Source organism: Salinivibrio proteolyticus (assembly GCF_027286365.1).
Classification (GTDB): Bacteria; Pseudomonadota; Gammaproteobacteria; order Enterobacterales; family Vibrionaceae; genus Salinivibrio; species Salinivibrio proteolyticus.
In genome coordinates, this window is the sequence record NZ_CP114585.1 from 701,954 (window position 1) to 724,676 (window position 22,723).

A 22,723-nucleotide genomic window follows, 5' to 3' on the forward strand; every position below is an offset into this window, starting at 1 on the left:
CCTCCTAAAGTAAAAGATTCATTACCCACATCGCACCAAAAGCATTCAGAATCGAAATGCCAACCATGATGGGGATATAACGGCCTTCGGTACCAATCGGGCCCATTACTCGGCCGATGTATTGCACTTGTGAGCCCATTAAATAGATAGCGGGGACCAAAATCGCAATGTGGGTGCCGGTGAGAATGCCTTGGTCAAACAAGGTGATCACCACACCAACCGCGCCTCCCATTGACATCCATGCTCCCATTAGCACGGCAGCCGCTTCGCCGGGTAAGCCAAACACCGCCATCACAGGCGAAAACACCTCACCCATCAAGCCTAATAACCCAGTGATTTGCAGCGCCTTAATAATCACAAACGCCATGACCACATTAGGAACCGTCGACGTCGTCGCAATGAGCCAACCTTTTTTTGCCCCTTCGACAAAGATGTCAGTGATCATGGGTTTACTGCTGGAAGAATGAGTCATGACGCGTGCTCCTCTTGATAGGATTGAGACTTGTCTCGCTGTGGCCCTTTACCCTCGGTGATATTGAGGTAGACACGAAATACATTGGCGCCGATGAACTTAAACAAGAAGATCACACCAATCGCGAGACCAATCGACGAGGTCACGGCCAACGAGCCATCTGACAGCGTCAGCGTAAATAGCACAGCACCTGATGAGAAAAAGTTGACGATGGTTGCCCCAGCCGTGAACTGAAACATGGTGAACACATCCGTTTCCCGTTTGGTCAAGTAACCTTCATCTTTGAGTTGACGCGTCATCGCCGCCCCCGCATCTGTACTCTGCATAGAGGCAATTAATGCCAATCCTGAGTTGCCGGGGATGCCCAATACGGGTTTCAATAGTGGGGTTAAGAGTCTGCGCGCGGCATCAAGTGCTCCATAGTGCTCAAGCACACTGATCATACCGAGTGCGAACATCACCGTGGGAATAAGAGTCAGCGCAAAAATAAAGCCGTCTCGTGCACCACTCCCGCCTTTGCCGCGAAGTGACGTCGTTGCCACCTCCACCGACCCATCGGCCGCCGCCGTCGCTTGATAAGCCACCTGCCCGAAGGATCCGTTCAAGGTGGTAAAATCAAACACGCCGTACCATTGATTGGATTGCAACAACCCCGAGAAAAATACGACCGCGAAGATCAATGCCAAGTAACATCCCCATGTCACTTGTCTTTCTGTTTCAGTTGGATGTGTCATAAACCGCCCTCATGCTCAATCAACATTGGGCTTATCATCGAGGCAGACACAGAAATGAAAGTTGATAATTATCAACCTATTGTGCAAGAAGAGAGATGGGATTTACATAATATGGGCTGATTCAAAACCTAACAAATTAAGCCAAGCTAAATCGTGACGATTGTGACACTAACGGCTGATTTTATTAGGTTTATCTGTCACTACTAAAGGATGCGCGCATATCGATTCGGATAAGATATTCACTAGAAATACATAAGTAAAGCTAATAAAAAAGCGCCCTAAGGCGCTTTTCGTCGGGCGACAGCGTACTGACTTAACCCATCAGGTTATAGAGCAGCGCTGAAATTGCCAGCATACCGGTGACAAAGATAAAGTAAGTGCCGACTTTACCGCGATACTGCGCCAATGCTTTGACTTTGTAGGCCGCGACAGTGGGCATAATAAAGAGGATCATCGCAATCACAGGGCCTGATAATGCCCCCATCATGTCAAGAATGCTGGGGTTAATCACTGCACACCACCAGATGGCAAAGAACATCACCACAACACCCAGCTTATCAGCTTGCTTGTAGGTCAGCTTGCTATGTTTGGTTACCAAACCGTTCAAGCTTTCACGCGCGCCAAGGAAATGCCCTAAAAACGACGATGTAATCGCAATAAATGCGACAAGCGGGCCCAGTGTACCGATAAAGGGGTTGTGGGTGACGTTAGCAAGGTAAGAAAGCACAGACACATTTTGCGCTTTCGCTTCCGCCATTTGTGCTGGCGTGAGTGTCAGCACGCACGAGAAGACAAACAAGAGCACAAAAGCAACTAACATCACGCCCGCGCGCTTAAGAATTTGCTCTGACTTGCCTTGCGCGTCATTGCCATAGTGGCGACGCTGAATGTTAGCAAAACTTGAAATCGCCGCAGCATGACTAAACGAGAAAATCACCACAGGCACCGCAAGCCACAGGTTCATGCCTAGCTCACTCATCGGCGGTAGGGTCAAGTTAGGCGTTTGCCACGATGGCACAAGATAGAACGACAAAAATGCCAAAATAGCCACCAAGGGGTACACCATAGCGGCGAAAGCGCGCAGCATGAGGCGCTCTCCACCCAGCATGATCGCAATCATGCCCGCCACTAACACACCAGATAATAAGATACGATTAGGGGATACCCATCCCAGTTGATTGACTAAAAAGCTGTCTACCGTATTGGTTAATCCGACGCCGTATATCAATAAAATGGGGAAGATAGAAAGGAAATACAACACCGAGATCATCCGGCCCGCATTGGCACCAAAATGCTCGGCGACCACATCGGTAAAATCTGCATCTTTATGGCGAGAGGAGAGCACAAAACGTGCAAGCCCGCGGTGCGCCATAAAGGTCATGGGGAAAGCAAGCACCGCCATGATGATTAACGGCCAGATCCCACCCATACCAAGGTTAATGGGAAGGAACAGGATCCCAGCACCGACAGCGGTGCCAAATAGGCTGAGCGCCCAGTGGGTATCATGTTGGGTCCAACGAGTGGATACACTCTTTTCGGAGACTTCTATAGTTTGGTTCACGTCAAACTCTCTTATTTATAATATTTTGTGCGGTTGCATAGTAGCGAGTTCGACCGGATATATCACATAGATGTAATAGATATATGTACTAATTGTTTTGTTAAAAACTTGTCACATAAACTGGCAATATTTTTAATAACCAACATATTATTCTTAATTAATGGCTTAATTGTGGATTAAAAGACCAAATTATTACCAATGTTTAGATTGATTGGATTGTTTGCAAAATGATGTAACTACCACATTTTCGTTCATGGCATGTTGACATATTGTTACTCCAAGCATCACATTTTTGATGATATCTTTTTCATCTGTTACAAACCTCAACCAGCCAATCTCAATAGAACGAGCTAGCTCACAGTCACCAGTCGAAATCACACGTAGCGTGATCAAATCATGAAATGAGTGGCTGGCCCCAATCAGCACAATCACTGCCAACGCCAGACCGCGAAACGCCGCAACCGAACACAATAAAAAGGAGTGTGCAATGGGTGAACCTATTATCATTGATTGCGATCCGGGACACGATGATGCTATCGCGCTGGTGATGGCTTGTGCACTCGATCAGCTCACTATTAAGGCCATTACCACCTGTGCCGGCAATCAAACGCTGGATAAGACGCTTTACAACGCCAGACGCATCCTCACCTTATTAAATCGCCACGACATTCCTGTCGCAGGGGGGGCCCATAAGCCTCTGCTGCGCGACCTTGTGGTGGCGAATAATGTCCACGGTGAATCAGGCCTTGATGGCCCTGAACTGCCAGCACCCGCGATGGACGCTCAACCCGATAATGCCATCAGTGTGATAGCACGCGTGTTAGAAGCTAGCCATCAACCGATAACCGTCGTCGCCACCGGTCCGCTAACCAATGTCGCGCTATTGCTTGCAACTTATCCGCACCTCGCCAATCGCATCAAGCGTATCGTTCTTATGGGCGGAGGGGTCACCTTGGGGAATTGGACTCCGGCTGCCGAGTTTAATATTTATGTTGACCCTGAAGCCGCTCACCGTGTGTTCCACTCAGGGATCCCTATCACCATGTTTGGCTTGGATGTGACCCACCAAGCCTTGGTCAAAGATGCCGACGTCGCCACGATCCGCGCCATTGATAATCCCGTGGCACAAACTGTCGCAGGGTGGCTGGAATTCTTTATGTGTTATCACCGCGATCCTAAGTGGCAACTCGACGGGTCGCCCCTCCACGATCCTTGTACGATTGCTTGGCTTATCAAACCTGAGTTGTTCGATTGTGAATCCGTATGGGTAGATATAGAAACACAAGGCAAACTCACCACCGGAATGACTGTGGTTGATCGCTATCGAGTGACCGGGCATGCCGCTAACGCCGATGTGGCGATGAAGGTCAACCGTGAAGGCTTTATTTCGTTACTGTGCGATTGTTTAACCCAATACAGCCAATAGGCGTACACAAAAAAGCGCGGCGGTTGCCGCGCTGTCTGATTAGTATGAGTCATCATGGTCACGCCAACTGCGCGCACCAGCTACTAATATCGTGCTGTGACGCTTACACCGCTAAAGGCTGTATAACCATTTAACATGACATGATAACGTCCCTTCTGGGTGCTCTGCACCGTGCACACTTCACTGTTGCCATAGTTATATGGACGACAGTCCCAGCTCGACAGCGTAGGTTTAGCACCATAGCGAACATATAAGTCTGCATCACCCGACCCACCGCTGATATTCACGCTCAGGCGCTGACCGGCTTCTACATCCACGTAGAAAAAGCGTTGCGCTCCTTGCCCACCAGAGATGCCCGTAACAGGCTGACCATTTTTAAGCTCACCTTCGGGATCTGGCGTCGGGCCGCAATCCGGCTCACAGCCACTATCAGCTTGGCTATAGAGCAATTTGTTGACCGTTCCGCGCGTGTCACTGATCTTACCCACACTGGCACGATTACTGATCAAGCTTGCTACTTGCGCAGGAGATAGGCTGCTGTTTTCTTGCAAATATAAAGCCGCTACACCCGCGACATGAGGGGTCGCCATCGATGTCCCGCTGATGGTGCGGTAGCCACCGTCATACCATGCTGACTTGATTTGAGAGCCCGGCGCGAACACATCGACACAGCTGCCCCAGTTTGAGAAGCTTGAGCGGCTATCGCTGCTGGTGGTAGAGCCCACGGTGACACCGCTTGGCTCACGCGCTGGAGAGCTATTACATGCATCGGCATTGGAATTCCCTGCTGCCAACATAAAGCTCACACCCGATTGCACGGCACTGGCAACCGCTCTATCCAGTGCGGTTGATACACCGCCACCCAAGCTCATATTTGCCACTGACGGTCCACTGGCATTGGCTGCCACCCAGTCAACCCCGCCAATCACGCCGGACGTTGAACCTGAGCCGCTACAACTAAGGACTCTCACCCCAACGATGTCGACATTTTTGGCGACACCATATTGGCTACCGCCGATAGTACCGGCCACATGGGTACCATGACCGTTACAGTCTGAGGCGTCATTATCGTCATCAACAAAATCATAGCCAGAGCGAGCACGACCGCCAAACTCAACATGTGACGTTGTCACGCCAGTATCAATCACATACGCCGTCACACCTGTACCATCAAAGTTGGTACTGTAATTATTATCCAAAGGCAGGTTACGTTGATCAATGCGATCCAACCCCCAAACTGGGTTGCTCTGGTTGGCGTTTGGGGTGATCACCGGGTCCAAGGAAATCGTCTTATCTTGTTCGATAAAATCAACTTGTGAATCCATGCGTAGCGCACGCAATTGCTCTGGTGTTAATTTGGCCACGAAACCACTCAGCGAGCGATCAAACACTTTCTCAACCTTAACCGCGTGTTGGTTGACCATGCTGGAAACCGTTTGCTGTGTGAAGGTTTTTAACGCTTGTGGATCATCACTGAGTGTCATTGGTTGCTTAAACACCACAATGTATTGGTCCTCAATCCCCTGCTTGTCTGATGCAACCACTAATGGTGCTAGCGTTTGCTGCTGAGCAATCGTTTGTTTACCGTCCTCTTGTTTTGCGAGCACAGAGGGTGAAGCAGTCACGAGTGCAGATGCGATACAGCAGCTAAGAACATGCTTTAACATATTGTATTCCTTACAATGGTTAAACGTAGAAAGTCATAATTGCCTACAAAAAACAACAAGCACGCTTATAAAGCTATGCATCAAAAAGCATTTTTTCTGCAGTGGGATTTGCTTTATTTGAGTAATCAATCAGCATTATTGACTATATTATTATTTACAATTTATTTAACCTTTTGTTTACAATACAAATTCGCACGCTCTATGCAGATCTTTATGTCTCACATCTCAGACAAATTAGATCTATTATTTTTGACATGTTGCACAAATGAGATGAAACCTGATTCATTCTCGTATACAAACAGTGAGCATTACCCAACAAAAAAGCCAGCGGCTAAGCGCTGGCGAAGAAAAAGGTAACAGATTGATTTAGCAACGACTAATTTGGCTCTTCACGAACGAGTACACCGCCTTCGAGTGCGCCAACAAGAACATTGGGGACACTTGCGTCTTCAGACGTCACTGCAACACGTGTACCGGGACCAATCGCAGAGATAGGGGCAGCCATCATAAGAGGACCCAGTTCCTTGTCATAGCCCAACTTCCATGATGGTGCAGCCGCGGCATGATCATTGGCATAGAGTCGACATTTGTTTCTGTCCGGATCAATTAAACAATCCAGCCCATACTCAATGTCATCATAAAAAAACGACCATTGATAGTAACCTGCATTAACACTGCAGGGCGTCTTGATAAAGCTTAAGGCCTCATTGGTGTCTTGAGTCAGCGTCAGGAAACGCTGCGCATCCGGCACCATCGCTAAATAGCCTAACGATTGTCCGTTAACATCGGTCACGGCGAGCTTTACTTCTTGCTCAACCATCGCGCGCTCATGATCGCCAATGTCTGGCAACATGGAATCGGGTTGTACTGAAAACGCCATTATGTCGCTCCTTTGGTTGCTTCGCACCACTTTTAACAGTTATGTAACAACCAAAGATATAGATCAATTTCTCAGAAAAGTTTAGTGATGCGTTCAGTAACTGGGGAAAGTACTCATCTCGCAACGCCTTATCGTGCAAATTTGCAGGCTTACCGCATCAGCCACCAGCGCATTAAGCGTTTGTACCAGCGGTTGTAAGGCGGTTTGACTAAAAAGCTGCTATCCCATTTATCGCGGGTGAGCACGGTTTTACTGTGGCTAAAGGTATAAAAGCCTTCAATGCCGTGGTAATGCCCCATGCCGGAATCGCCAATGCCACCAAAAGGCGCATCTTCGGCAGCAACATGAAACAAGGTTTCATTAATCCCCATCCCGCCAGCGTGAAGCTGTGTGGTGACTTGCGTGCGTATCTCAGCGTCATTGCTCATCAAATACAAGGCGAGCGGTCGCGGGCGCGCCCGAATATAACTCAGAGCCTCAGAGAAGTCTTGATAGGTAACCACCGGCAGGAGCGGGCCAAAAATCTCTTCTTGCATCACCCGCATATCATTGGTGACTTGGGTCAACAACTGGGTCGGCCAACGTCGTTTTTCTGCACTCGGCACGGTTTGTTGGTCGAGTGCACACCAGCGACGCGCTCCCTTATCAAGGGCATCTTGGAGCGTTTCTTGTAACCGTGTCGCTTGAGTTTGATTAATGATCTGGCTGTAATCCGGATTGGTTTCAAAGTCAGGATACATAGCTCGAAACGCCCGTTGATAGGCATGGATAAAGGCCTCTTGGCGATGTTCAGGACAAAGTACATAGTCGGGGGCAACACAAATCTGCCCAGCGTTTAAACACTTCCCATAAATAAGCCGCGACACAGCGATATCCATATCAATCTGATCATCAATAATCACCGGTGACTTGCCTCCCAATTCAAGGGTCACTGGTATCAAATTATCAGCCGCAGACAGCATGACTTGGCGCCCAACCTGGGTTGATCCGGTAAAAAAGAGATGGTCGAACTCTAACTCAGTAAAGCGGCGCGATACTTCAACTTCCCCTTCAATCACAGCCACTTCCGTTGGGTTAAACACCTCAGCGATTAACGCGCGTAATACCCGATTGGTGTTAGGCGTGAACTCCGAAAGCTTAAGCATTACCCGATTACCGGCCGCCACCGCGCAAATCAGCGGACTCACGGCCAGCATGATCGGAAAATTCCAAGGCACGATAATCCCAACTACACCTTTGGGTTGTTGATGCACCACTAATTGGGCTCCCAACAAGGTAATCCCCGTACGCCGCTTCTGCGGCTTCATCCATCGTTTTAATCGACGGCGGGTGTAATCAATTTGGTGCAGCAGAGGCAGAATATCGGCAATTTCAGTATCGACGGGGGCTCGATAGCCATAATCATCACTCAAGGCTTGTTGTAACGCAGACGATTTTTGCTTGATGGCCTGACGCAAGCGCAGTAGCGCATCTCGCCGATGAGGGTAATCTAAAAATGGTACTTGAGAGGCCTGCGCTTTCTGCGCGTCGAACGTCTCGCGCATCGTTCTCACATCTTCCAACCATTCAGATCCTGACTCCGTCATTCTCGTCTCCTGATTATCACCGTTACTGATCCTCATCACTCATTGATGACACAGCCAATCCTTTCACGCAATAGCACTTGCTCCTCCATAACGAGTGTTCACTTTCACATCACTCAATAAAACAGATCGATATCATGATAATGATCACAATAGATCTTATTTTTCCTTATTTTTTGTGAGTGATAACGAAAACGCAACAAAAAGTAACACGCATTTCACGACTCGGCTATAACATACGCCTCGCCTAATAAATAAGACAATAAGGTCCGCTCACTTAAACAGTCTGAGTGGGAGTCATCACTGTCCCGACAACATACCAATGAGCCAATTAAAACGATGAAACGATCCCAAGACATTACCAATGCAGTTGGTCAAACCTTCTCGATCCGTGTCAATGGCGAGACGGTTCCTGCCATCGCTGGAGAAAGCGTGCTCAGCACCTTGCTTGCGAGCAATATCCGTGCGCTATCTAAAAATGATTATGGCCGATTAGCCAGTGCCTACTGCGGCATGGGCGTATGCCATTGCTGTACGCTGGAAATCAACGGCCGCCATAAACAACGTGCGTGTCAAGTCGCCGTTCAACCGGATATGGATATCCGTACTGAAGCCAACATTGTGGTTGAGAGCAAGGATCTTGAAAGCCGTACCGTCGAGCAAGGAGAAACCCATGTCTAAACCGGTTGTTATTGTTGGTGCTGGACCTGCCGGCCTGTCTGCCGCGGTCACACTGGCCAAGCACAAGGTCGCGAGTATTATTGTTGATGAAGCGCCCAAACCCGGTGGCGTCGTCTACCGTGGTCCATGGCGAGATACTGACGCGCTGCCTCATTTGGATGATAAATGGAAAGCCACGTCACAATCCCTGCGCGAACAATATCGCCAGCATCAGGATTTGATTGACCTACGTAGTTTGACGCGGGTACTGGGGCCAATGGCGGATCAACACCTCCTCACTGCCCATGAAGACACGCTATCAACGATTGACTATGAGCAGTTGATCCTCGCCACCGGTTGCCAAGAGCGCAGCATTCCCTTTCCCGGCTGGGATATGCCTGGGGTGATGCTTCTGGGTGGGATCCAACTTCAAATAAAAAGCGGCTTGGTCCGTCCCGGTCACCGCTGTGTAATCACCGGCACAGGGCCTTTGCTCGTCTTGGTTGCTTGTCAGCTTCACAAAGCCGGTTGTGATATCGCGGGTATCTATGAAGCGGCGCCATTCAAAGACTTGGCACGTGAAACACTCGCCCTCCTCAACCGTCCACAGCTCGCGCTAGATGGTCTGTCCATGATGATGTATCTCAAACGCCACCATATCCCGATGCATTACGGTTGGGGCGTAGTCAAAGCCTCGGGTGATCCCCAAGTCGAGCACGTTACGGTTGCCCCCTACAGTAAAGACTGGCACCCAGATGTTAGCCGCGCCGAAACTATAAATGCTGATTTGCTTGGTGTGGGTTACGGCTTTGCGGCACGCTCTCAGCTAGCACAACTAATGGGACTAGATATGCAGTACGATCATATGAGCGGGGCGATCCCCGTGGTGGACGAGTGGCAACGAGCCAGTCTCGACAACGTTTACTGCGCCGGTGATACCGTGAAATTTGCTGGCGCAGAAGCCGCCATGTTGGAAGGAAAGATTGCGGCGTACTCCGCACTGAAGGCACGCAATATCTCAATGCCTAATCTTGACAATGAGTTTAAGGCTCTGCGTCATCAGCTCGAAAAGAGCTACCGTTTCCGTAAAGGCTTTGATACGGCAGGCTACCGTCGCCCAGGCCTGCTCAGTTTGCCGGAAAAAGACACAGTGATCTGTCGCTGCGAGCAAGTGAAAAAGGCGGACATTGATAACGCCATCAATCAAGGCGTCAAGGATGTAATTACGTTGAAAATGCGTACCCGCGTTACCATGGGTGACTGCCAAGGAAAAACCTGTGCACACTACTGCTACGACCGACTCAATGAGAGCACAACGTCGCCTCAGCCTTTGATTCGCCCTCGATTCCCACTCGACCCTATTCCTTTTGCTGCGTTGGAGGATGACGCATGAAACAGTACGACATCGTAATTTGTGGCGGCGGCGTGATCGGCGCATCGGTGGCTTACCATTTAAGCCGCGAGCGCGACTTATCCATCGCGGTTGTCGATTATAAATATCCCGGAAACGCCTCGCGTGCGTCAGCCGGTGGCCTATGGGCGATGGGCGAGTCAACCGGCCTTGGCTGTGGCGTTATCCTGTTTAAAACCCTTTCTAAGCAGATGCAGGAAAGCGGCGAAGGGGGATCACCAGAGATCAAACCGCACATTATGCCCAAGCCGTTCTTCGATATGGCGATGCTGTCTAACCAGCTCTATCCGGCATTGTATGATGACCTGATGACGCATCACGGTGTGGACTTTAAGTTTGAGCGTACCGGTCTGAAGTTTGTCATGTTTGATAAATACGACAAACTCTATGCCGAACATATTGCGGCCGCCATTCCTGATCGCCAAGAGCATGTACGCTGGGTGTCTCAAGACGATCTTCATGCCCAAGAGCCTAACGTATCGCGTGCGGCAATTGGTGCGATGGAGTTTGAGGGGGATCATCAAATCAACCCCTATCGCCTCAACGAGGCCTATTTGGAAGCAGCACGGCAGAACGGTGTCGAGCTATATCTCAATACCAAAGTCACGGGCGTGGTGAGACAAGGTAACCGGGTTGTCGCGGTTGAGACAGAAAACGGTAAGCTAGGCTGTGGCACCATGATCAACGCCGGTGGCGCATGGGCGGAAAAACTCAGCTTGTGGGCAACGGGTATGCCAATGCCTGTCTTCCCAGTCAAAGGCCAAGTAATCGTCTCCGAGAAGCTACCCAAGCTTTTAAATGGCTGTTTAACCACCAGTGATTGTTACATCGCCCAAAAAGATAACGGCGAAGTCTTGATTGGCTCAACCACCGAAGAGCGTGGGTTTGATACCACCACAGACATGAAGTACATCAAGCAGCTGGCACAAGGCGCTATGAAGTCTATCCCCGAGCTGAAAAAGATGAATATCAAGCGCTGCTGGGCAGGCTTGCGTCCGGGCTCACCGGATGAACTGCCGATTCTTGGTGCAGTACCTGGTATTGACGGTTATCTCAATGCTTGTGGGCATTTCCGTACCGGTATGTTGACCTCTGCCATCACCGGAAAGGTGATGAATGAAGTGGTCCGTGGTCTGCCAACGACCATTGATCTCGAGCCCTTCTCCTACACGCGCTTTTTGGACGACCAAGGAAAAATGATCGGTAACTATCATCTTGAAGTTGCGTTACCTTAATTCCTATTACGTGGTCCCAATCACCAAAGCCTGCCTCAGTGCAGGCTTTTTTTGTTACTAAGCTGTAACTTAGCGCTGATTTCCAAGCCGAATTTAGCGTGATAGACCACAGAACGCCGTTCGATTATTTGGCAAATATTGTCGCTTTATTGATCACAGGCTTATACTGGTTTTATCGCTGTGTTTGTCAGCAATCTTCGCTGTTATCGATAGGAAATGTGGTAGGCATGAACGACGAGCCATCAAAGAACGCAATACTGACGGAAAGTGGCACTAACGAGCTCGAGATCATCGAGTTTCACCTTATGAAACAACTTCCGGACGGCAGTACTAAAACCTGTTACTACGGGATCAACGTCGCTAAAGTCCGTGAAGTCATTCAAGTGCCTGAAACAACCGATTACCCCAATGCACAGCCTCATATGATTGGCGTGTTTTCTTCTCGTGAAAAACTCACTCCCTTGATTGATCTCGCAGGCTGGCTAGGGGTACCAACCCGCCCTGAGAAAGACAATAAGTTCGTGATTGTCACCGACTTTAACAACATGACGAACGGTTTTTTGATCGACAGTATTAGTCGCATCCACCGTATCTCATGGGAAGCGGTAGAGTCACCCAGTCAATTCCTCGAAGCTGGAGAACAAGACTGTGTGGTCGCGGTGGTTCGTAAAAACAACAACCTCATCATGATTCTCGACTTTGAAAAAATCATCGCCGACATCAACCCAGAGTTGAGCATGGAGAAATATGATGTAACCCAAGACCGCAGCGTCAATATTTCCGAAACCAGTGCGAAAAAGCGAGAAGCAAAAACCGTATTGGTGGTTGATGACTCTGCCTTTATCCGCAGCCTGATCGAAAATACGCTACGTTCAGCGGGCTACAATATTTTGTCTGCGAAAGACGGTGGCGAAGCCTTCGAGAAGCTGATGGAGTTTGAGAAAATCGCGAAAGAAGAAGGTGTGGCAATCACTGAATTTGTGGATGCCATTATCTCAGATGTCGAGATGCCACGCATGGATGGTATGCACTTGGTCAAGCGCTTACGCGATAATGACACCTACAAAACCATGCCTATCGTGATGTTCTCCTCCATCATGAGTGAAGACAACCGCGCTAAAGCCTTACAGCTTGGTGCCAATGACACCATTACTAAGCCAGAAATTGGTCGTATGGTCGGACTGGCAGATAAGTATATCTTTGGTGCCCCACTCGACGATTGATAACGCGAGTACTCGCCTACCACGCCTGTGGCTCTCACCGCAATAAAAAAGGCTGCCGTCAAGGCAGCCTTTTGGTTATTCAATTAATTCAAAGGTTAGTGGCTTGTGATCCGCTATGCGACTGATAACGTCGGCCACTGAAATAGGCCTTTGCAGCTTGGTTTACCTTCGGCGCTAACAATAGGCCAGAGACCATGGTCGGCACCGCCATCAATCCGTACGCACCGATCAAGAACAAGAACACCACATCCAGTGATACCACTGCCCCCAGAACGACCAGTGAGAGATACAGATATTTGTAGTACTGGCCGACTTTTTCGCCAAACAAATACACAAAACACTTATATCCGTAATACCAGAAAGTAAAAACGGTGGTAAAAGAGAGGATCAGCACTTGTGCCGCGAGCAACCACGCGCCTGGCGCACCAAACGCCGCTTTGAAAGCCGCCATGGTCAAACTTACGCCTTGCATACCCTCAGCTTGGTCGAGCACACCAGTCACGAGAATGACTAAGGCAGTACAGCTACAAACAATCAAGGTATCGATGATAGGACCTAAGCTCGCGACCAAACCTTCACGCACGGGCTCATTGGTTTTCGCCGCACTGTGTGCCATGACTTCAGTGCCAATCCCTGCCTCATTAGAAAAGGCACCACGACTCACACCGATGATGATCACACTCAGTACTCCACCAAACATCGCATCCGGTGAAAAAGCACTGGCAAATATAGACTGGAACACACCGGGCACACGTTCCGCATTGAGCGCCAACGCGGCTACCGCCATGACCATATAGCTTCCCGCCATCAAAGGCACCAAAGCCCCAGCGACGTCAGCGACACGCTTAAGGCCACCCCAAATCACCATGCCGACGAACACGGCGAGAACAATACCCATTCCCCACGAGAAGGCACTGCTCTCTAACCAAGCGACCCCCGGAAACAGTTGAGTTTGCACCACAGCGCCAAGTTGGTTGATCTGAAATGACGGCACAAATCCCATCAGACCCGCAATGGCAAACATCACCGCCAACCATTTAAACTTCGGGCCCAACCCATGCTGAACCGTATACATGGGGCCACCGTGTACATTTCCCTTAGCGTCTTTGTGGCGGTACATGACTCCCAGTGTGCAGGTATAGAACTTCGTCGATACTCCCAGTAACGCGGTAAGCCACATCCAAAAAACCGCCCCCGGTCCCCCAGCACTCAGCGCCAGCGCGACACCCGCGATATTGCCAAGACCTAGCGTACCGGACAGTGCTGCCGCTAAGGCTTTGCGATGAGATAAATCACCATGACCGCTGCCATCATCCACTTTACCGGTTAATAGCTTGACGCTATGCGCCATATAACGAAAAGGTGTGAGCTTTCCGTATAGGGTGAAAAACAATCCGCCACCGACCAGTAAGATCAGCATCGGTTTTCCCCAGATAAAGCCTACAAAGGCATTAATCCATTCTTCAATCATATCTCGCATCCTTTCTTGATGCTTGGCTAATTACTTTGCTCTCTAGACTCCGGCCTAGTCGATGCACGCCAACCAGCAAAATAATTAGACCATAAAGCAATAAATTCTTACTGGCGTGACTAAAAACCCATCCAAACTACGGCGAAATCCGTAATCTCGCGACAAAAACCCAGCTAATACGTGACTTTGATCTCATTAGTAATGCACTACGGTGAATAATTACCGCAGCACTTTGATTTGAACACAAATAAATAAACCGACCCGCACCTACCCAAAGCAACACGGGCACAAAACGTTTAACCTTACTTTTCGCCGGTGTTTAGCCCCAGTGCCATTCGCTATACTTCGCGCGTCTTTTGAACCCACAACCCATGCACTGGATTTACGCTCCAGCCAGCAAGAGGAAACAACATGTCCGCCTACGTTATTTGTGCGCTTTATAAGTTCGTCACCCTTGATGACTACCAAGATCTTCGTACCCCGCTGCAAGAGGTGATGGAAAAAAACCAAGTACGCGGCACGCTACTGCTCGCTAAAGAAGGGATTAACGGCACCGTCGCCGCCCGCCGCGAAGGCATTGATGCCCTGTTTGCTTGGTTTAAAAACGATGCTCGCCTTGCGGACATTGACTACAAAGAGTCTTTTGAAGACAACCAACCTTTCAATCGCACCAAGGTAAAGCTGAAAAAAGAAATCGTCACCATGGGTGTTGAGGGGATTGATCCTCGCCATACAGTCGGTACCTACGTGAAGCCGACGGAATGGAACGATCTGATTAGCGATCCTGAGGTACTGGTCATTGATACACGGAACGACTACGAAATTGAAATCGGGACCTTTGAGCGCGCGGTTAACCCTCACACCGAAAGCTTCCGTGATTTTCCCGAGTATGTAGAAAAGCACCTCGATCCAAGCAAGCATAAAAAAGTCGCCATGTTCTGTACTGGCGGCATTCGCTGCGAAAAATCAACGGCCTTTTTGAAGGAAAAAGGCTTTGATGAGGTCTATCACTTGGAAGGTGGGATCCTAAAATACCTCGAAGAAGTGCCTGAGAGTAAGAGTCTTTGGAATGGCGAGTGCTATGTGTTTGATGGCCGCGTGGCGGTAAATCATTCGCTCGAGAAAGGATCGTACGCCATGTGTAATGCATGCCGCCTACCGATCACCAAAGCCGATATGGAAAGCGAACACTATGAGCAAGGCGTATCCTGTCCGAAATGCTATGACAAACACACCGAGGAGCAGAAAGCGCGTTTTCGTGAGCGCGAACGCCAAGTGCAACTGGCTCGCGAGCGTGGAGAGCAACACGTGGGCGGCGAAGCAAAACATATCATCGAAGCGCGGCGTGCGATGAAAAAGCAAAAGAAACAAGCACAGAAGAAAGACGTTTAATCAGTCCATAACTGATACGAGACTTTACACGGCACGCAATGATAGCGTGCCGTTTTCGTTTCTATCTCCTCTCCTGCTAGGCTATAGTCGTCATTGACGATACCTAAGCGAATCATACCGATACGCACACGGATGGCCTGCAAGGAGAACATGTGATCGTTGGCCCACTCTACGCGCTCATCGGCGCTGCGCTCATTTTAGTCACAGTTTGGACACCTTGGCTTGCTCTCGATGTACTGCTGCTTTGGAGTGGCATCGCCTTTATTGCCGTCAGTTTTGCATACTGGCGTAATCAACCGCGCCTTTTCCGCAAGCGATACACTGGCCAACTCCCAACCCTCATCCATGGACTATTTGCGCCATTTTTCGTTTGCACGCACCTTTATAATCGCTGGGCACGTCATCGTGATACCGAGCCTGCTATTCAAAAAATTGCATCCGGGCTTTATGTTGGCGCGCGGCTGACTCGTCACGATCTGAACTACATTCAAACTCAAGGCATTGGCGGCATTTTGGACGTTACTGCTGAATTTGAGAGCTTAAATAGTTTTAGCGCGACCCGTGAAATCAGTTACCTCTCCGTGCCTGTCCTCGATCATGCGTATCCTTCCCGTAGCCAATTGATGCGAGCGTTGCAGTGGATCCACCAGCAACGCATGCGCGGCGAGACCGTGGTGGTGCACTGTGCGTTAGGCCGTGGTCGCTCTGTGATGGTGGCTGCGGCATATTTATGGGCCCTTGAGCCGGACAAAAACCTAAACAGCGTACTAAACAGCATCCGCTCAATACGTCCCAAAGCACAGCTTAATCGACGCCAATTTCGAGCACTGTCACGCTTCCAGCAAGACGGCGCACTAAGACTTGATCGACCCATTGCTTGGATTATCGCCAACCCAGCAGCAGGCGGTGGTAAGTGGCAAAAGCACAAGCAGTATATTCAAGACTATTTAGGCGAAGACTATCGCGTGGTGGTCCATCACACTCGCCACAATCGGCGTACCTATCAACTCGCGTGTCGCGCCGTGGCACACCATGCCGATGTCGTGATTGCCGCAGGCGGGGATGGCACAGTCAATGCAGTGGCGCGTGCGCTGGTCAACACCGACACGCCGCTCGGGGTGCTGCCGCTTGGCACCGCCAATGCGCTTTGTCATGCACTTTGGGGGATCAAATCGAAATTTCTCAGCATTGATGCCGCTTGTGAGGTGATTCTTGATGGCATCCCTAATCGCATCGACACCGCGCGTTGCAATGGCCGTGTCGCGTTATTGGTTGTAGGTGTTGGCTTTGAGCAGCAAATGATCCGCTATGCGGCGCGTGAACAAAAAAACCAAAGTGGGCAATGGGCCTATTTGCAAGGGTTACTGGGTGCGGCAAACCAAAATGCCAAAATGACCTTATCGATTCGTATTGATAAGCAGCCCTCTCAAACCATTGAAACCACCAGCATGGTCATTGCCAATGCCGCCCCAATGACGACCTTGCTTGCCCAAGGCCGTGGTCAACCGAATCACGCGGATGGCAAGCTCGACGTCACTTGGTTGACCCCATCGGCAACCAAGACTGGTGCGGTTCTCTCGCTCGCTGAGCTGGCCCTTACCAGTTTACTCGATACGCCCGTTGGTCGCTTCACACATCACCAACAGGCGACCCATGTCGCCGTGCGCTTTCCGCATACCACCGACTATGTCATCGATGGGGAAATTTATCGCGACCGCAAGCTCGACATTCGCATTCAGCCGCGATCGCTATCGATCCTTTCTCCCGCTGTTGAGGACGAAGAGACTGAGTGATACTGATTCAGTTTGTTGTATAGCGTTTTAGGACTAATGCCAAGCACTTCAGCCGTGCGCGTTTTATTGCCATCACAACGGGCCAAGGTTTGGGTAATGGCTAAGCGCTCTAGCGCGTCTAAAGTAAGCGACTCGGGTAACATTATCGCCGTCGGTGTATTGGTAGGCGTGATCACCGCTTGCGGTAAGTCATCGGGCAAAATCGTCTCAGCACAAAGCAAATAGCCATGCTCAATCGCATGCTTGAGTTCGCGAACATTGCCGGGCCAACGGTGGGCATTTAAGCGTTTTATCGCTTGAGGATCGATCCCCTTCTGGGTGTGGAATTGATGATTGAGTTCAGCTAAAAAATGGGTCGTCAGTGCTTCAATGTCTCCCTCTCTCTCCCGAAGGGGTGGCACATTGACCACAAACTGAGCTAAGCGATAGTAGATATCTTCACGCAATCGTGAGGATGCGATTGCTTGTTGTGGGTCGCGGTTAGTCGCCGCGACAAGACGAACATTGGCGCGTTGATTGTGTGTCGAGCCCACTGGGCGATATTCTCCGGACTCCAACACACGTAGCAACTTTACCTGCAGCGCTTGTGGCATTTCGGTGATTTCATCAAGAAAGACGGTGCCGCCTTCCGCTTGATGAAAAATACCCGCGTGATCTTGGTGTGCCCCTGTAAATGCGCCTTTCACATGACCAAACAACTCGCTCTCTATCAAATCAGGGCTCAGTGCCCCGCAGTTAATCGCCATAAAGGGGGCGTTAGGGTCACAACCTAATCGATGTAAGGTTTTCGCGACATGCTCTTTACCCACCCCACTCTCGCCAACAATCAATACGTTAGCACCAGTTGGACCCAGCCGTTTTAAGACTCGGTACAAATGCCGCATGGGCGCTGAACTGCCAAGCAAGTATCCGAACTGGTTCGCTTGACTCGTCAATATCGGTTTAGTCGCTCGACAAGATTGTCCTTGCTGCATCAGCGTGTCATCAATAAACGCTTGAACCAACTCGGGATCCACGGGCCGACGAAAAACCGTCGCGACACATTGTTGCGCCTTGGCATTCCAGTCGGGATGCGGGTCGCCACGGCTGAGTAAAAGCCACTCGGTGTCAGGTGATTGTTCCATCCGTTGCCAGATAAGCTCCGCATCGTCTCCCAATTCATCAAGATCACACACCACCAGATCCGCAGGCGCGGCTCGCCACGCCCGAAGTCCCTGCTTCACGTCCGTAACTCGTGTCGTGTCGGCATCTGCCTGACGCAGTATGTCGCTCATCCAGTTTATATCTTGCTCGCTTAACAAAAGAGCGACAGAAATCCGAGACATCACCGAGCCTCCTTGATGGGTGTTTCGTTACCGTGCCATAGGCAGACGGCTCTCTCAACAATGAAAGTCATTTTTACAGATTCATATGTAAGAATTACAGATCGCTTGACTTAGCTCTCAACAAGAAAAAACAAAAATTGTCTATTTTTCAGTTGATTGCAATGTTGGCATAGCCTTCGCACTAGATTTTCTCAGCAACACCACGAGGTTGCTCAAATTCATCAAATAAGGAGGGTTCAATGAAGACGACTCCGCAAGGTCGATTTCATCCTTTATTTGTCGCAATGGGGTTTGCACTTGCACTGGGTGCCACAAGCGCGCATGCAAGCAGCAACAACCAATGGCAAGATCAAGCCAAAGACGCTTGGATTGACGGTAAAGCTGAAACCATGCTGTTGGTGAACACAAACCTCAATAATTTCGATATCGACACAGATGTAGAGCAAGGTGTGGTGATACTCACAGGTCAAGTGGATACTGAGCTGGATAAAAGCTTGGCCAGTGGATTGGTCGAAAAAATAGACGGCGTGGCCGGGGTTAAAAACGAACTCACTGTTTCGCAACAAGCAAGCCAAGCCGCCGATCTCGGCCAGACCGTGGTCGATACCAAAATTGCGGCGTCACTGAAGACAAGCTTGCTACTCGACCCAGACATCAGCGGCACCAACATCGAAGTGTCTGTTGATGATGGCGTTGCCACACTCTCTGGCGAGGTGAAAAGCGATGCGGCCCGCGATTTAGCCATATTAATGGCGGAAAACGCACAAGACGTGGAACGTGTCGTTGATAAGCTTGAGATAACCGGAAATGCATAAGCAATGACGTTAAGCGTCATCAAATGCCACTGACTTAACCGAGGAGGTGTTATGCGCCGCCAAGAGATGATTGATACGTTCCATGAACGCTTACACAGCTGGAACCAAGAAATCGATAAACTTGAAGCAAAAGCTGATGTTGCCTCCGCGCATGCAAAAGCGGAATATCGCGAAACCATAGAGCATTTACGCGCCCGCAAAGCACAAGCGAAAACGCGCATCGATGAATTGCAAGATGCAAGCGATGAGGCATGGGATGAAATAAAACAAGGGGCAGAGCAAGCTCTCGGTTCGCTAAAAAGTGCCTATGACTCTGCCAAGCAGAAATTCTAACTTTGCCATAAAAGCAATAAACGCCGCTCCTCGGGGGCGGCTTTTTTATGTCGCTATGTTAAGGTGAGCCTTGTTGAGGTCAAGGAGGAATAATCATGCAGGCTCCCGCACTGTTCATAGCGATTTTAAGCGTATTTGGCGCAATGTGTGCCATTCAATTTGGCGCTTCGTTTGCCAAACAGCTATTTCCTCTGGTAGGTCCGGTAGGCACATCAGCATTACGTGTCGGCTTTTCGGCATTGCTACTCTGCCTCGTTTTTAGGCCTTGGCGCCAATGGCCGCGAGGCCGACATTGGCGAGCCATCATCGTCTACGGCAGTTGTCTTGGCGGCATGATGTTACTGCTCTATCTTGCCATTGAGCGGATCCCGCTTGGCATTGCGGTAGCACTTGAATTTACTGGCCCGTTGCTCGTGGCGTTGCTGTCCATTCGACGGGCGCGTGATAGTCTGTGGGTTATCTTAGCGGTGGGCGGGGTCATCACCCTCTTACCCGATCTTTCTGGTGTGGATGCACTTGATCCGATTGGCGTCGCCTACGCGCTTGCTGCGGGAGGTTGTTGGGCTGGCTACATCCTTTTTGGCCAAAAAGCAGGCAACCTTGCGCCCGGTGGTGGCACGGTGGCATTGGGCATGAGTATTGCCGCTTTGTATCTAGTACCAGCCGGTTATATCGCGACCGATGGCGCCATTTTGCAATGGCATTTATTGCCTTTAGGGATTGCTGTCGCGTTGATCTCTAGCGCCATCCCTTATTCGTTAGAGATGATTGCCCTTCGTAATATGCCCAAGCAAACCTTTAGTGTCATGATGAGCTTAGAGCCGGCCGTGGCAGCGATGGCGGGCTTGTTGGTGCTCGACGAACAGCTTGCGCTTCGTCAGTGGCTCGCCATTGGTATGGTGATCACCGCATCACTCGGCAGCACATTATCTGCAAGACGCTCACGCACCCATTAAACAAATAGGCCAGCCGACAGGTGCGTAAACTAAAAAGGTGCCGTCATGGCACCTTTTTCATCTTAGTTCGAGTCTTGTTGCAATCCGGTCGTGTTAGCTCGCTTCACTGAGCGGCACGGTACGCACACTGCCTCGCTGTTGCTCAATATAATCCGCAATCGCGGCTTGTTGTTCTTCGGAGAGATACAAGCCAAGTTTGGTACGACGCCACAATGCATCTTCGGCATGCTGAACAAACTCGTACTTAATCAGATAGTTCAGCTCAGCCTGATACACACCGTCTGCAAATCGACGACCCATGTCCGCTTCGCTATGACAGCCAGCGAGCATTTGGTGTGTACGTGTGCCATACGTATCTGCAAAACGTTGTGCCGTCACTTGCGCTAACCAAGGATAACGCTGCATAAACGATGCTGCCAACTGTTCGCGTGTGCAGCTAAAGTCGCCGCCCGGTAGCGCACCATTTGCGGTCCAAGGCTGACCCATCTTGTCAAAGAAAGGCGCCAATTTACGCATGGCTGACTCTGCCAACTTCCGGTAAGTGGTGAGTTTACCACCGAAAATCGACACGAGCGGCGCTTGATTGCCCTGTTGCTCCAGTTCAATGGTGTAATCCCGTGTGATCGCCTGCGGTGAATCAGACTCATCATCACACAATGGACGTACACCGCTGTAGCTCCAAACGACATCGTCTCGAGACAATTGTTTGGTAAAGTGCTGGTTAACCACATCGACCAAATAATCCACTTCGGCATCATCAATTTTCGCCGCACGCGGATCGGCTTTGTGTTCCACGTCTGTGGTGCCAATCAGCGAGAATTTATCCAAATAAGGGATTACAAACACAATGCGACCATCGTTGTTCTGCAAGATGTACGCCTGTGGGTCTTGATGAATGCGTGGCACCACAATGTGTGATCCTTTAATCATACGAATACCACGCGGTGATTTCTCGTGCAGGCTATCATCATAAAACTGCTTAACCCACGGGCCTGTCGCATTCACCAAGGCTTTCGCTTTACGCTCGAATCGCTCTCCCGTGTGGGTATCTTCCAAGGTGACACGCCAAATCGTATTCTCACGCTCTGCCGCGACCACTTGGCAGTAGTTACGCACTTCGCCGCCTTTCTCGCGGGTGTATTGCGCATTTAGCAATGTCAGGCGCGCATCATCCACCCATGCATCCGAATATTCGAAGCCAATCTTCATTTCGTCTTTCATATACCCAGTTTTGGCCAGATTCACTTTATGGCTGCTGGGCAACGTAGAGCGTTTACCAAGATGGTCATAGAGAAACAGACCACAACGAATCATCCACGCGGGACGCAAATAGGAGCGGTGCGGCAAACGAAAGCGCATTGGGAAAGCAATGTGCGGCGCTTTGTTGATCAAGACTTCGCGCTCAGCCAAGGCTTCAGACACAAGGCGGAACTCGTAATGCTCCAAATAGCGCAAGCCGCCGTGGATTAGCTTAGAGCTTGCAGAGGACGTCGCTGACGCAAAATCTTTTGCGTCGTACAGGCCGACGTTCAGACCACGGCCTGCTGCATCGGCAGCGATACCCGCACCATTGATGCCTCCTCCGACGACCAGAATATCGAGTAAAGTTTCGTTATGAGTAGTTGGCGTAGTCATTGTTAGTCGACCTTGTTCCTTTTTGAGCGAACGAACATTTATTTATGGGTTTAACTGTATATCAACTTTCGTTTTCGGTCACTAAAAATGTTCGAAAAAAACCTATCGTCTGTGACTAATGTAGAATAATAGTTAACAGTCTGAATGATAT

The 22,723-nt window shown here is 49.9% G+C and carries 20 protein-coding genes; 10 read left to right on the forward strand and 10 right to left on the reverse strand.

Annotation, left to right across the window (positions count from 1 at the left end; translation table 11 throughout):
* Nucleotides 1–4: 4 nt before the first annotated feature.
* The 4 genes from N7E60_RS17140 to N7E60_RS17155 all read right to left on the reverse strand — a co-directional run bounded on the left by N7E60_RS17140 (nt 5) and on the right by N7E60_RS17155 (nt 3,274).
* Nucleotides 5–472, reverse strand: coding sequence for a YjiG family protein (locus tag N7E60_RS17140; RefSeq protein WP_269598780.1), 468 nt, complete (start codon nt 470–472; stop codon nt 5–7).
* On the reverse strand, nt 469–1,206 hold the full coding sequence (locus N7E60_RS17145) for a nucleoside recognition domain-containing protein (RefSeq protein ID WP_077639742.1): 738 nt from the start codon (nt 1,204–1,206) through the stop codon (nt 469–471). Before N7E60_RS17145 ends, N7E60_RS17140 begins: the two co-directional genes overlap by 4 nt.
* 313 nt (nt 1,207–1,519) lie before the next feature.
* On the reverse strand, nt 1,520–2,767 hold the full coding sequence (locus N7E60_RS17150; protein ID WP_077479597.1) for an SLC5/6 family protein: 1,248 nt from the start codon (nt 2,765–2,767) through the stop codon (nt 1,520–1,522).
* A 192-nt stretch (nt 2,768–2,959) separates the two neighbouring features.
* Nucleotides 2,960–3,274 (reverse strand): hypothetical protein, encoded by a 315-nt coding sequence (locus N7E60_RS17155; protein ID WP_269598781.1) that lies wholly within the window; start codon nt 3,272–3,274, stop codon nt 2,960–2,962.
* Between N7E60_RS17155 and rihA the strand changes: the two genes are divergently transcribed.
* Nucleotides 3,255–4,193, forward strand: a complete 939-nt coding sequence (gene rihA / locus N7E60_RS17160) for a pyrimidine-specific ribonucleoside hydrolase RihA (RefSeq protein WP_269598782.1) — start codon at nt 3,255–3,257, stop codon at nt 4,191–4,193. The two genes, N7E60_RS17155 and rihA, sit on opposite strands and share 20 nt — an antisense overlap.
* Before the next feature lie 83 nt (nt 4,194–4,276).
* On the opposite strand, the gene N7E60_RS17165 is transcribed toward rihA, so the two are convergent.
* The 3 genes from N7E60_RS17165 to N7E60_RS17175 all read right to left on the reverse strand — a co-directional run bounded on the left by N7E60_RS17165 (nt 4,277) and on the right by N7E60_RS17175 (nt 8,326).
* The gene (locus N7E60_RS17165) at nt 4,277–5,860 is read right to left on the reverse strand and encodes a S8 family peptidase (RefSeq protein ID WP_269598783.1); all 1,584 of its coding nucleotides are present in this window, start codon (nt 5,858–5,860) and stop codon (nt 4,277–4,279) included.
* A gap of 376 nt (nt 5,861–6,236) precedes the next feature.
* Nucleotides 6,237–6,740 carry a hypothetical protein gene (locus tag N7E60_RS17170; protein ID WP_269598784.1) on the reverse strand — a complete coding sequence of 168 codons (504 nt, stop codon included), beginning with the start codon at nt 6,738–6,740 and terminating at the stop codon, nt 6,237–6,239.
* Between the two features lie 149 nt (nt 6,741–6,889).
* Nucleotides 6,890–8,326, reverse strand: a complete 1,437-nt coding sequence (locus N7E60_RS17175; protein WP_269598785.1) for a coniferyl aldehyde dehydrogenase — start codon at nt 8,324–8,326, stop codon at nt 6,890–6,892.
* A 336-nt stretch (nt 8,327–8,662) separates the two neighbouring features.
* Between N7E60_RS17175 and N7E60_RS17180 the strand changes: the two genes are divergently transcribed.
* From N7E60_RS17180 to N7E60_RS17195, 4 genes are all read left to right on the forward strand, one after another.
* The gene (locus tag N7E60_RS17180; protein WP_269598786.1) at nt 8,663–9,004 is read left to right on the forward strand and encodes a (2Fe-2S)-binding protein; all 342 of its coding nucleotides are present in this window, start codon (nt 8,663–8,665) and stop codon (nt 9,002–9,004) included.
* A complete protein-coding gene (locus tag N7E60_RS17185) occupies nt 8,997–10,376 on the forward strand; it encodes an FAD/NAD(P)-dependent oxidoreductase (RefSeq protein ID WP_269598787.1) in 1,380 nt (459 codons plus the stop codon). The genes N7E60_RS17180 and N7E60_RS17185 overlap by 8 nt, the downstream gene beginning before the upstream one ends.
* Complete coding sequence (locus N7E60_RS17190; protein ID WP_077639750.1) at nt 10,373–11,629, forward strand: NAD(P)/FAD-dependent oxidoreductase; 1,257 nt, start codon at nt 10,373–10,375, stop codon at nt 11,627–11,629. The genes N7E60_RS17185 and N7E60_RS17190 overlap by 4 nt, the downstream gene beginning before the upstream one ends.
* Before the next feature lie 227 nt (nt 11,630–11,856).
* On the forward strand, nt 11,857–12,852 hold the full coding sequence (locus N7E60_RS17195) for a chemotaxis protein (protein WP_069587499.1): 996 nt from the start codon (nt 11,857–11,859) through the stop codon (nt 12,850–12,852).
* A gap of 88 nt (nt 12,853–12,940) precedes the next feature.
* Here the strand turns inward: N7E60_RS17195 and N7E60_RS17200 are convergent, their stop codons facing one another.
* Nucleotides 12,941–14,332: an alanine/glycine:cation symporter family protein gene (locus tag N7E60_RS17200; RefSeq protein WP_069587498.1), complete on the reverse strand. Its 1,392-nt coding sequence runs from the start codon at nt 14,330–14,332 to the stop codon at nt 12,941–12,943.
* Nucleotides 14,333–14,734: 402 nt separating this feature from the next.
* Between N7E60_RS17200 and trhO the strand changes: the two genes are divergently transcribed.
* Both trhO and N7E60_RS17210 read left to right on the forward strand, forming a co-directional pair.
* On the forward strand, nt 14,735–15,715 hold the full coding sequence (gene trhO, locus N7E60_RS17205) for an oxygen-dependent tRNA uridine(34) hydroxylase TrhO (protein ID WP_269598788.1): 981 nt from the start codon (nt 14,735–14,737) through the stop codon (nt 15,713–15,715).
* Between the two features lie 152 nt (nt 15,716–15,867).
* On the forward strand, nt 15,868–17,508 hold the full coding sequence (locus N7E60_RS17210; RefSeq protein ID WP_269598789.1) for a diacylglycerol kinase family protein: 1,641 nt from the start codon (nt 15,868–15,870) through the stop codon (nt 17,506–17,508).
* On the opposite strand, the gene N7E60_RS17215 is transcribed toward N7E60_RS17210, so the two are convergent.
* Entirely contained in the window at nt 17,451–18,833 is a 1,383-nt protein-coding gene (locus N7E60_RS17215) for a sigma-54 interaction domain-containing protein (RefSeq protein ID WP_269598790.1), read from the reverse strand. The two genes, N7E60_RS17210 and N7E60_RS17215, sit on opposite strands and share 58 nt — an antisense overlap.
* Nucleotides 18,834–19,072: 239 nt before the next feature.
* Here N7E60_RS17215 and N7E60_RS17220 point away from each other — a divergent pair, with 239 nt between their 5' ends.
* From N7E60_RS17220 to N7E60_RS17230, 3 genes are all read left to right on the forward strand, one after another.
* Complete coding sequence (locus N7E60_RS17220; protein WP_408642354.1) at nt 19,073–19,648, forward strand: BON domain-containing protein; 576 nt, start codon at nt 19,073–19,075, stop codon at nt 19,646–19,648.
* A 51-nt stretch (nt 19,649–19,699) separates the two neighbouring features.
* A complete protein-coding gene (locus N7E60_RS17225; RefSeq protein ID WP_077639754.1) occupies nt 19,700–19,981 on the forward strand; it encodes a sll1863 family stress response protein in 282 nt (93 codons plus the stop codon).
* Nucleotides 19,982–20,076: 95 nt separating this feature from the next.
* On the forward strand, nt 20,077–20,937 hold the full coding sequence (locus N7E60_RS17230; protein WP_069587493.1) for an EamA family transporter: 861 nt from the start codon (nt 20,077–20,079) through the stop codon (nt 20,935–20,937).
* Nucleotides 20,938–21,030: 93 nt separating this feature from the next.
* On the opposite strand, the gene glpD is transcribed toward N7E60_RS17230, so the two are convergent.
* Nucleotides 21,031–22,572, reverse strand: a complete 1,542-nt coding sequence (gene glpD, locus N7E60_RS17235) for a glycerol-3-phosphate dehydrogenase (RefSeq protein ID WP_167315282.1) — start codon at nt 22,570–22,572, stop codon at nt 21,031–21,033.
* Nucleotides 22,573–22,723 lie beyond the last annotated feature (151 nt).

Bases quoted from the DNA above. Each gene is read 5' to 3' on its own strand.
- N7E60_RS17140 (WP_269598780.1), bottom strand. From the start codon at position 472: ATGACTCATTCTTCCAGCAGTAAACCCATGATCACTGACATCTTTGTC.
- N7E60_RS17145 (WP_077639742.1), bottom strand. From the start codon at position 1,206: ATGACACATCCAACTGAAACAGAAAGACAAGTGACATGGGGATGTTAC.
- rihA (WP_269598782.1), top strand. From the start codon at position 3,255: ATGGGTGAACCTATTATCATTGATTGCGATCCGGGACACGATGATGCT.
- N7E60_RS17155 (WP_269598781.1), bottom strand. From the start codon at position 3,274: ATGATAATAGGTTCACCCATTGCACACTCCTTTTTATTGTGTTCGGTT.
- N7E60_RS17165 (WP_269598783.1), bottom strand. From the start codon at position 5,860: ATGTTAAAGCATGTTCTTAGCTGCTGTATCGCATCTGCACTCGTGACT.
- N7E60_RS17170 (WP_269598784.1), bottom strand. From the start codon at position 6,740: ATGGCGTTTTCAGTACAACCCGATTCCATGTTGCCAGACATTGGCGAT.
- N7E60_RS17175 (WP_269598785.1), bottom strand. From the start codon at position 8,326: ATGACGGAGTCAGGATCTGAATGGTTGGAAGATGTGAGAACGATGCGC.
- N7E60_RS17180 (WP_269598786.1), top strand. From the start codon at position 8,663: ATGAAACGATCCCAAGACATTACCAATGCAGTTGGTCAAACCTTCTCG.
- N7E60_RS17185 (WP_269598787.1), top strand. From the start codon at position 8,997: ATGTCTAAACCGGTTGTTATTGTTGGTGCTGGACCTGCCGGCCTGTCT.
- N7E60_RS17190 (WP_077639750.1), top strand. From the start codon at position 10,373: ATGAAACAGTACGACATCGTAATTTGTGGCGGCGGCGTGATCGGCGCA.
- N7E60_RS17195 (WP_069587499.1), top strand. From the start codon at position 11,857: ATGAACGACGAGCCATCAAAGAACGCAATACTGACGGAAAGTGGCACT.
- N7E60_RS17200 (WP_069587498.1), bottom strand. From the start codon at position 14,332: ATGCGAGATATGATTGAAGAATGGATTAATGCCTTTGTAGGCTTTATC.
- trhO (WP_269598788.1), top strand. From the start codon at position 14,735: ATGTCCGCCTACGTTATTTGTGCGCTTTATAAGTTCGTCACCCTTGAT.
- N7E60_RS17215 (WP_269598790.1), bottom strand. From the start codon at position 18,833: ATGTCTCGGATTTCTGTCGCTCTTTTGTTAAGCGAGCAAGATATAAAC.
- N7E60_RS17220 (WP_408642354.1), top strand. From the start codon at position 19,073: ATGAAGACGACTCCGCAAGGTCGATTTCATCCTTTATTTGTCGCAATG.
- N7E60_RS17225 (WP_077639754.1), top strand. From the start codon at position 19,700: ATGCGCCGCCAAGAGATGATTGATACGTTCCATGAACGCTTACACAGC.
- N7E60_RS17230 (WP_069587493.1), top strand. From the start codon at position 20,077: ATGCAGGCTCCCGCACTGTTCATAGCGATTTTAAGCGTATTTGGCGCA.
- glpD (WP_167315282.1), bottom strand. From the start codon at position 22,572: ATGACTACGCCAACTACTCATAACGAAACTTTACTCGATATTCTGGTC.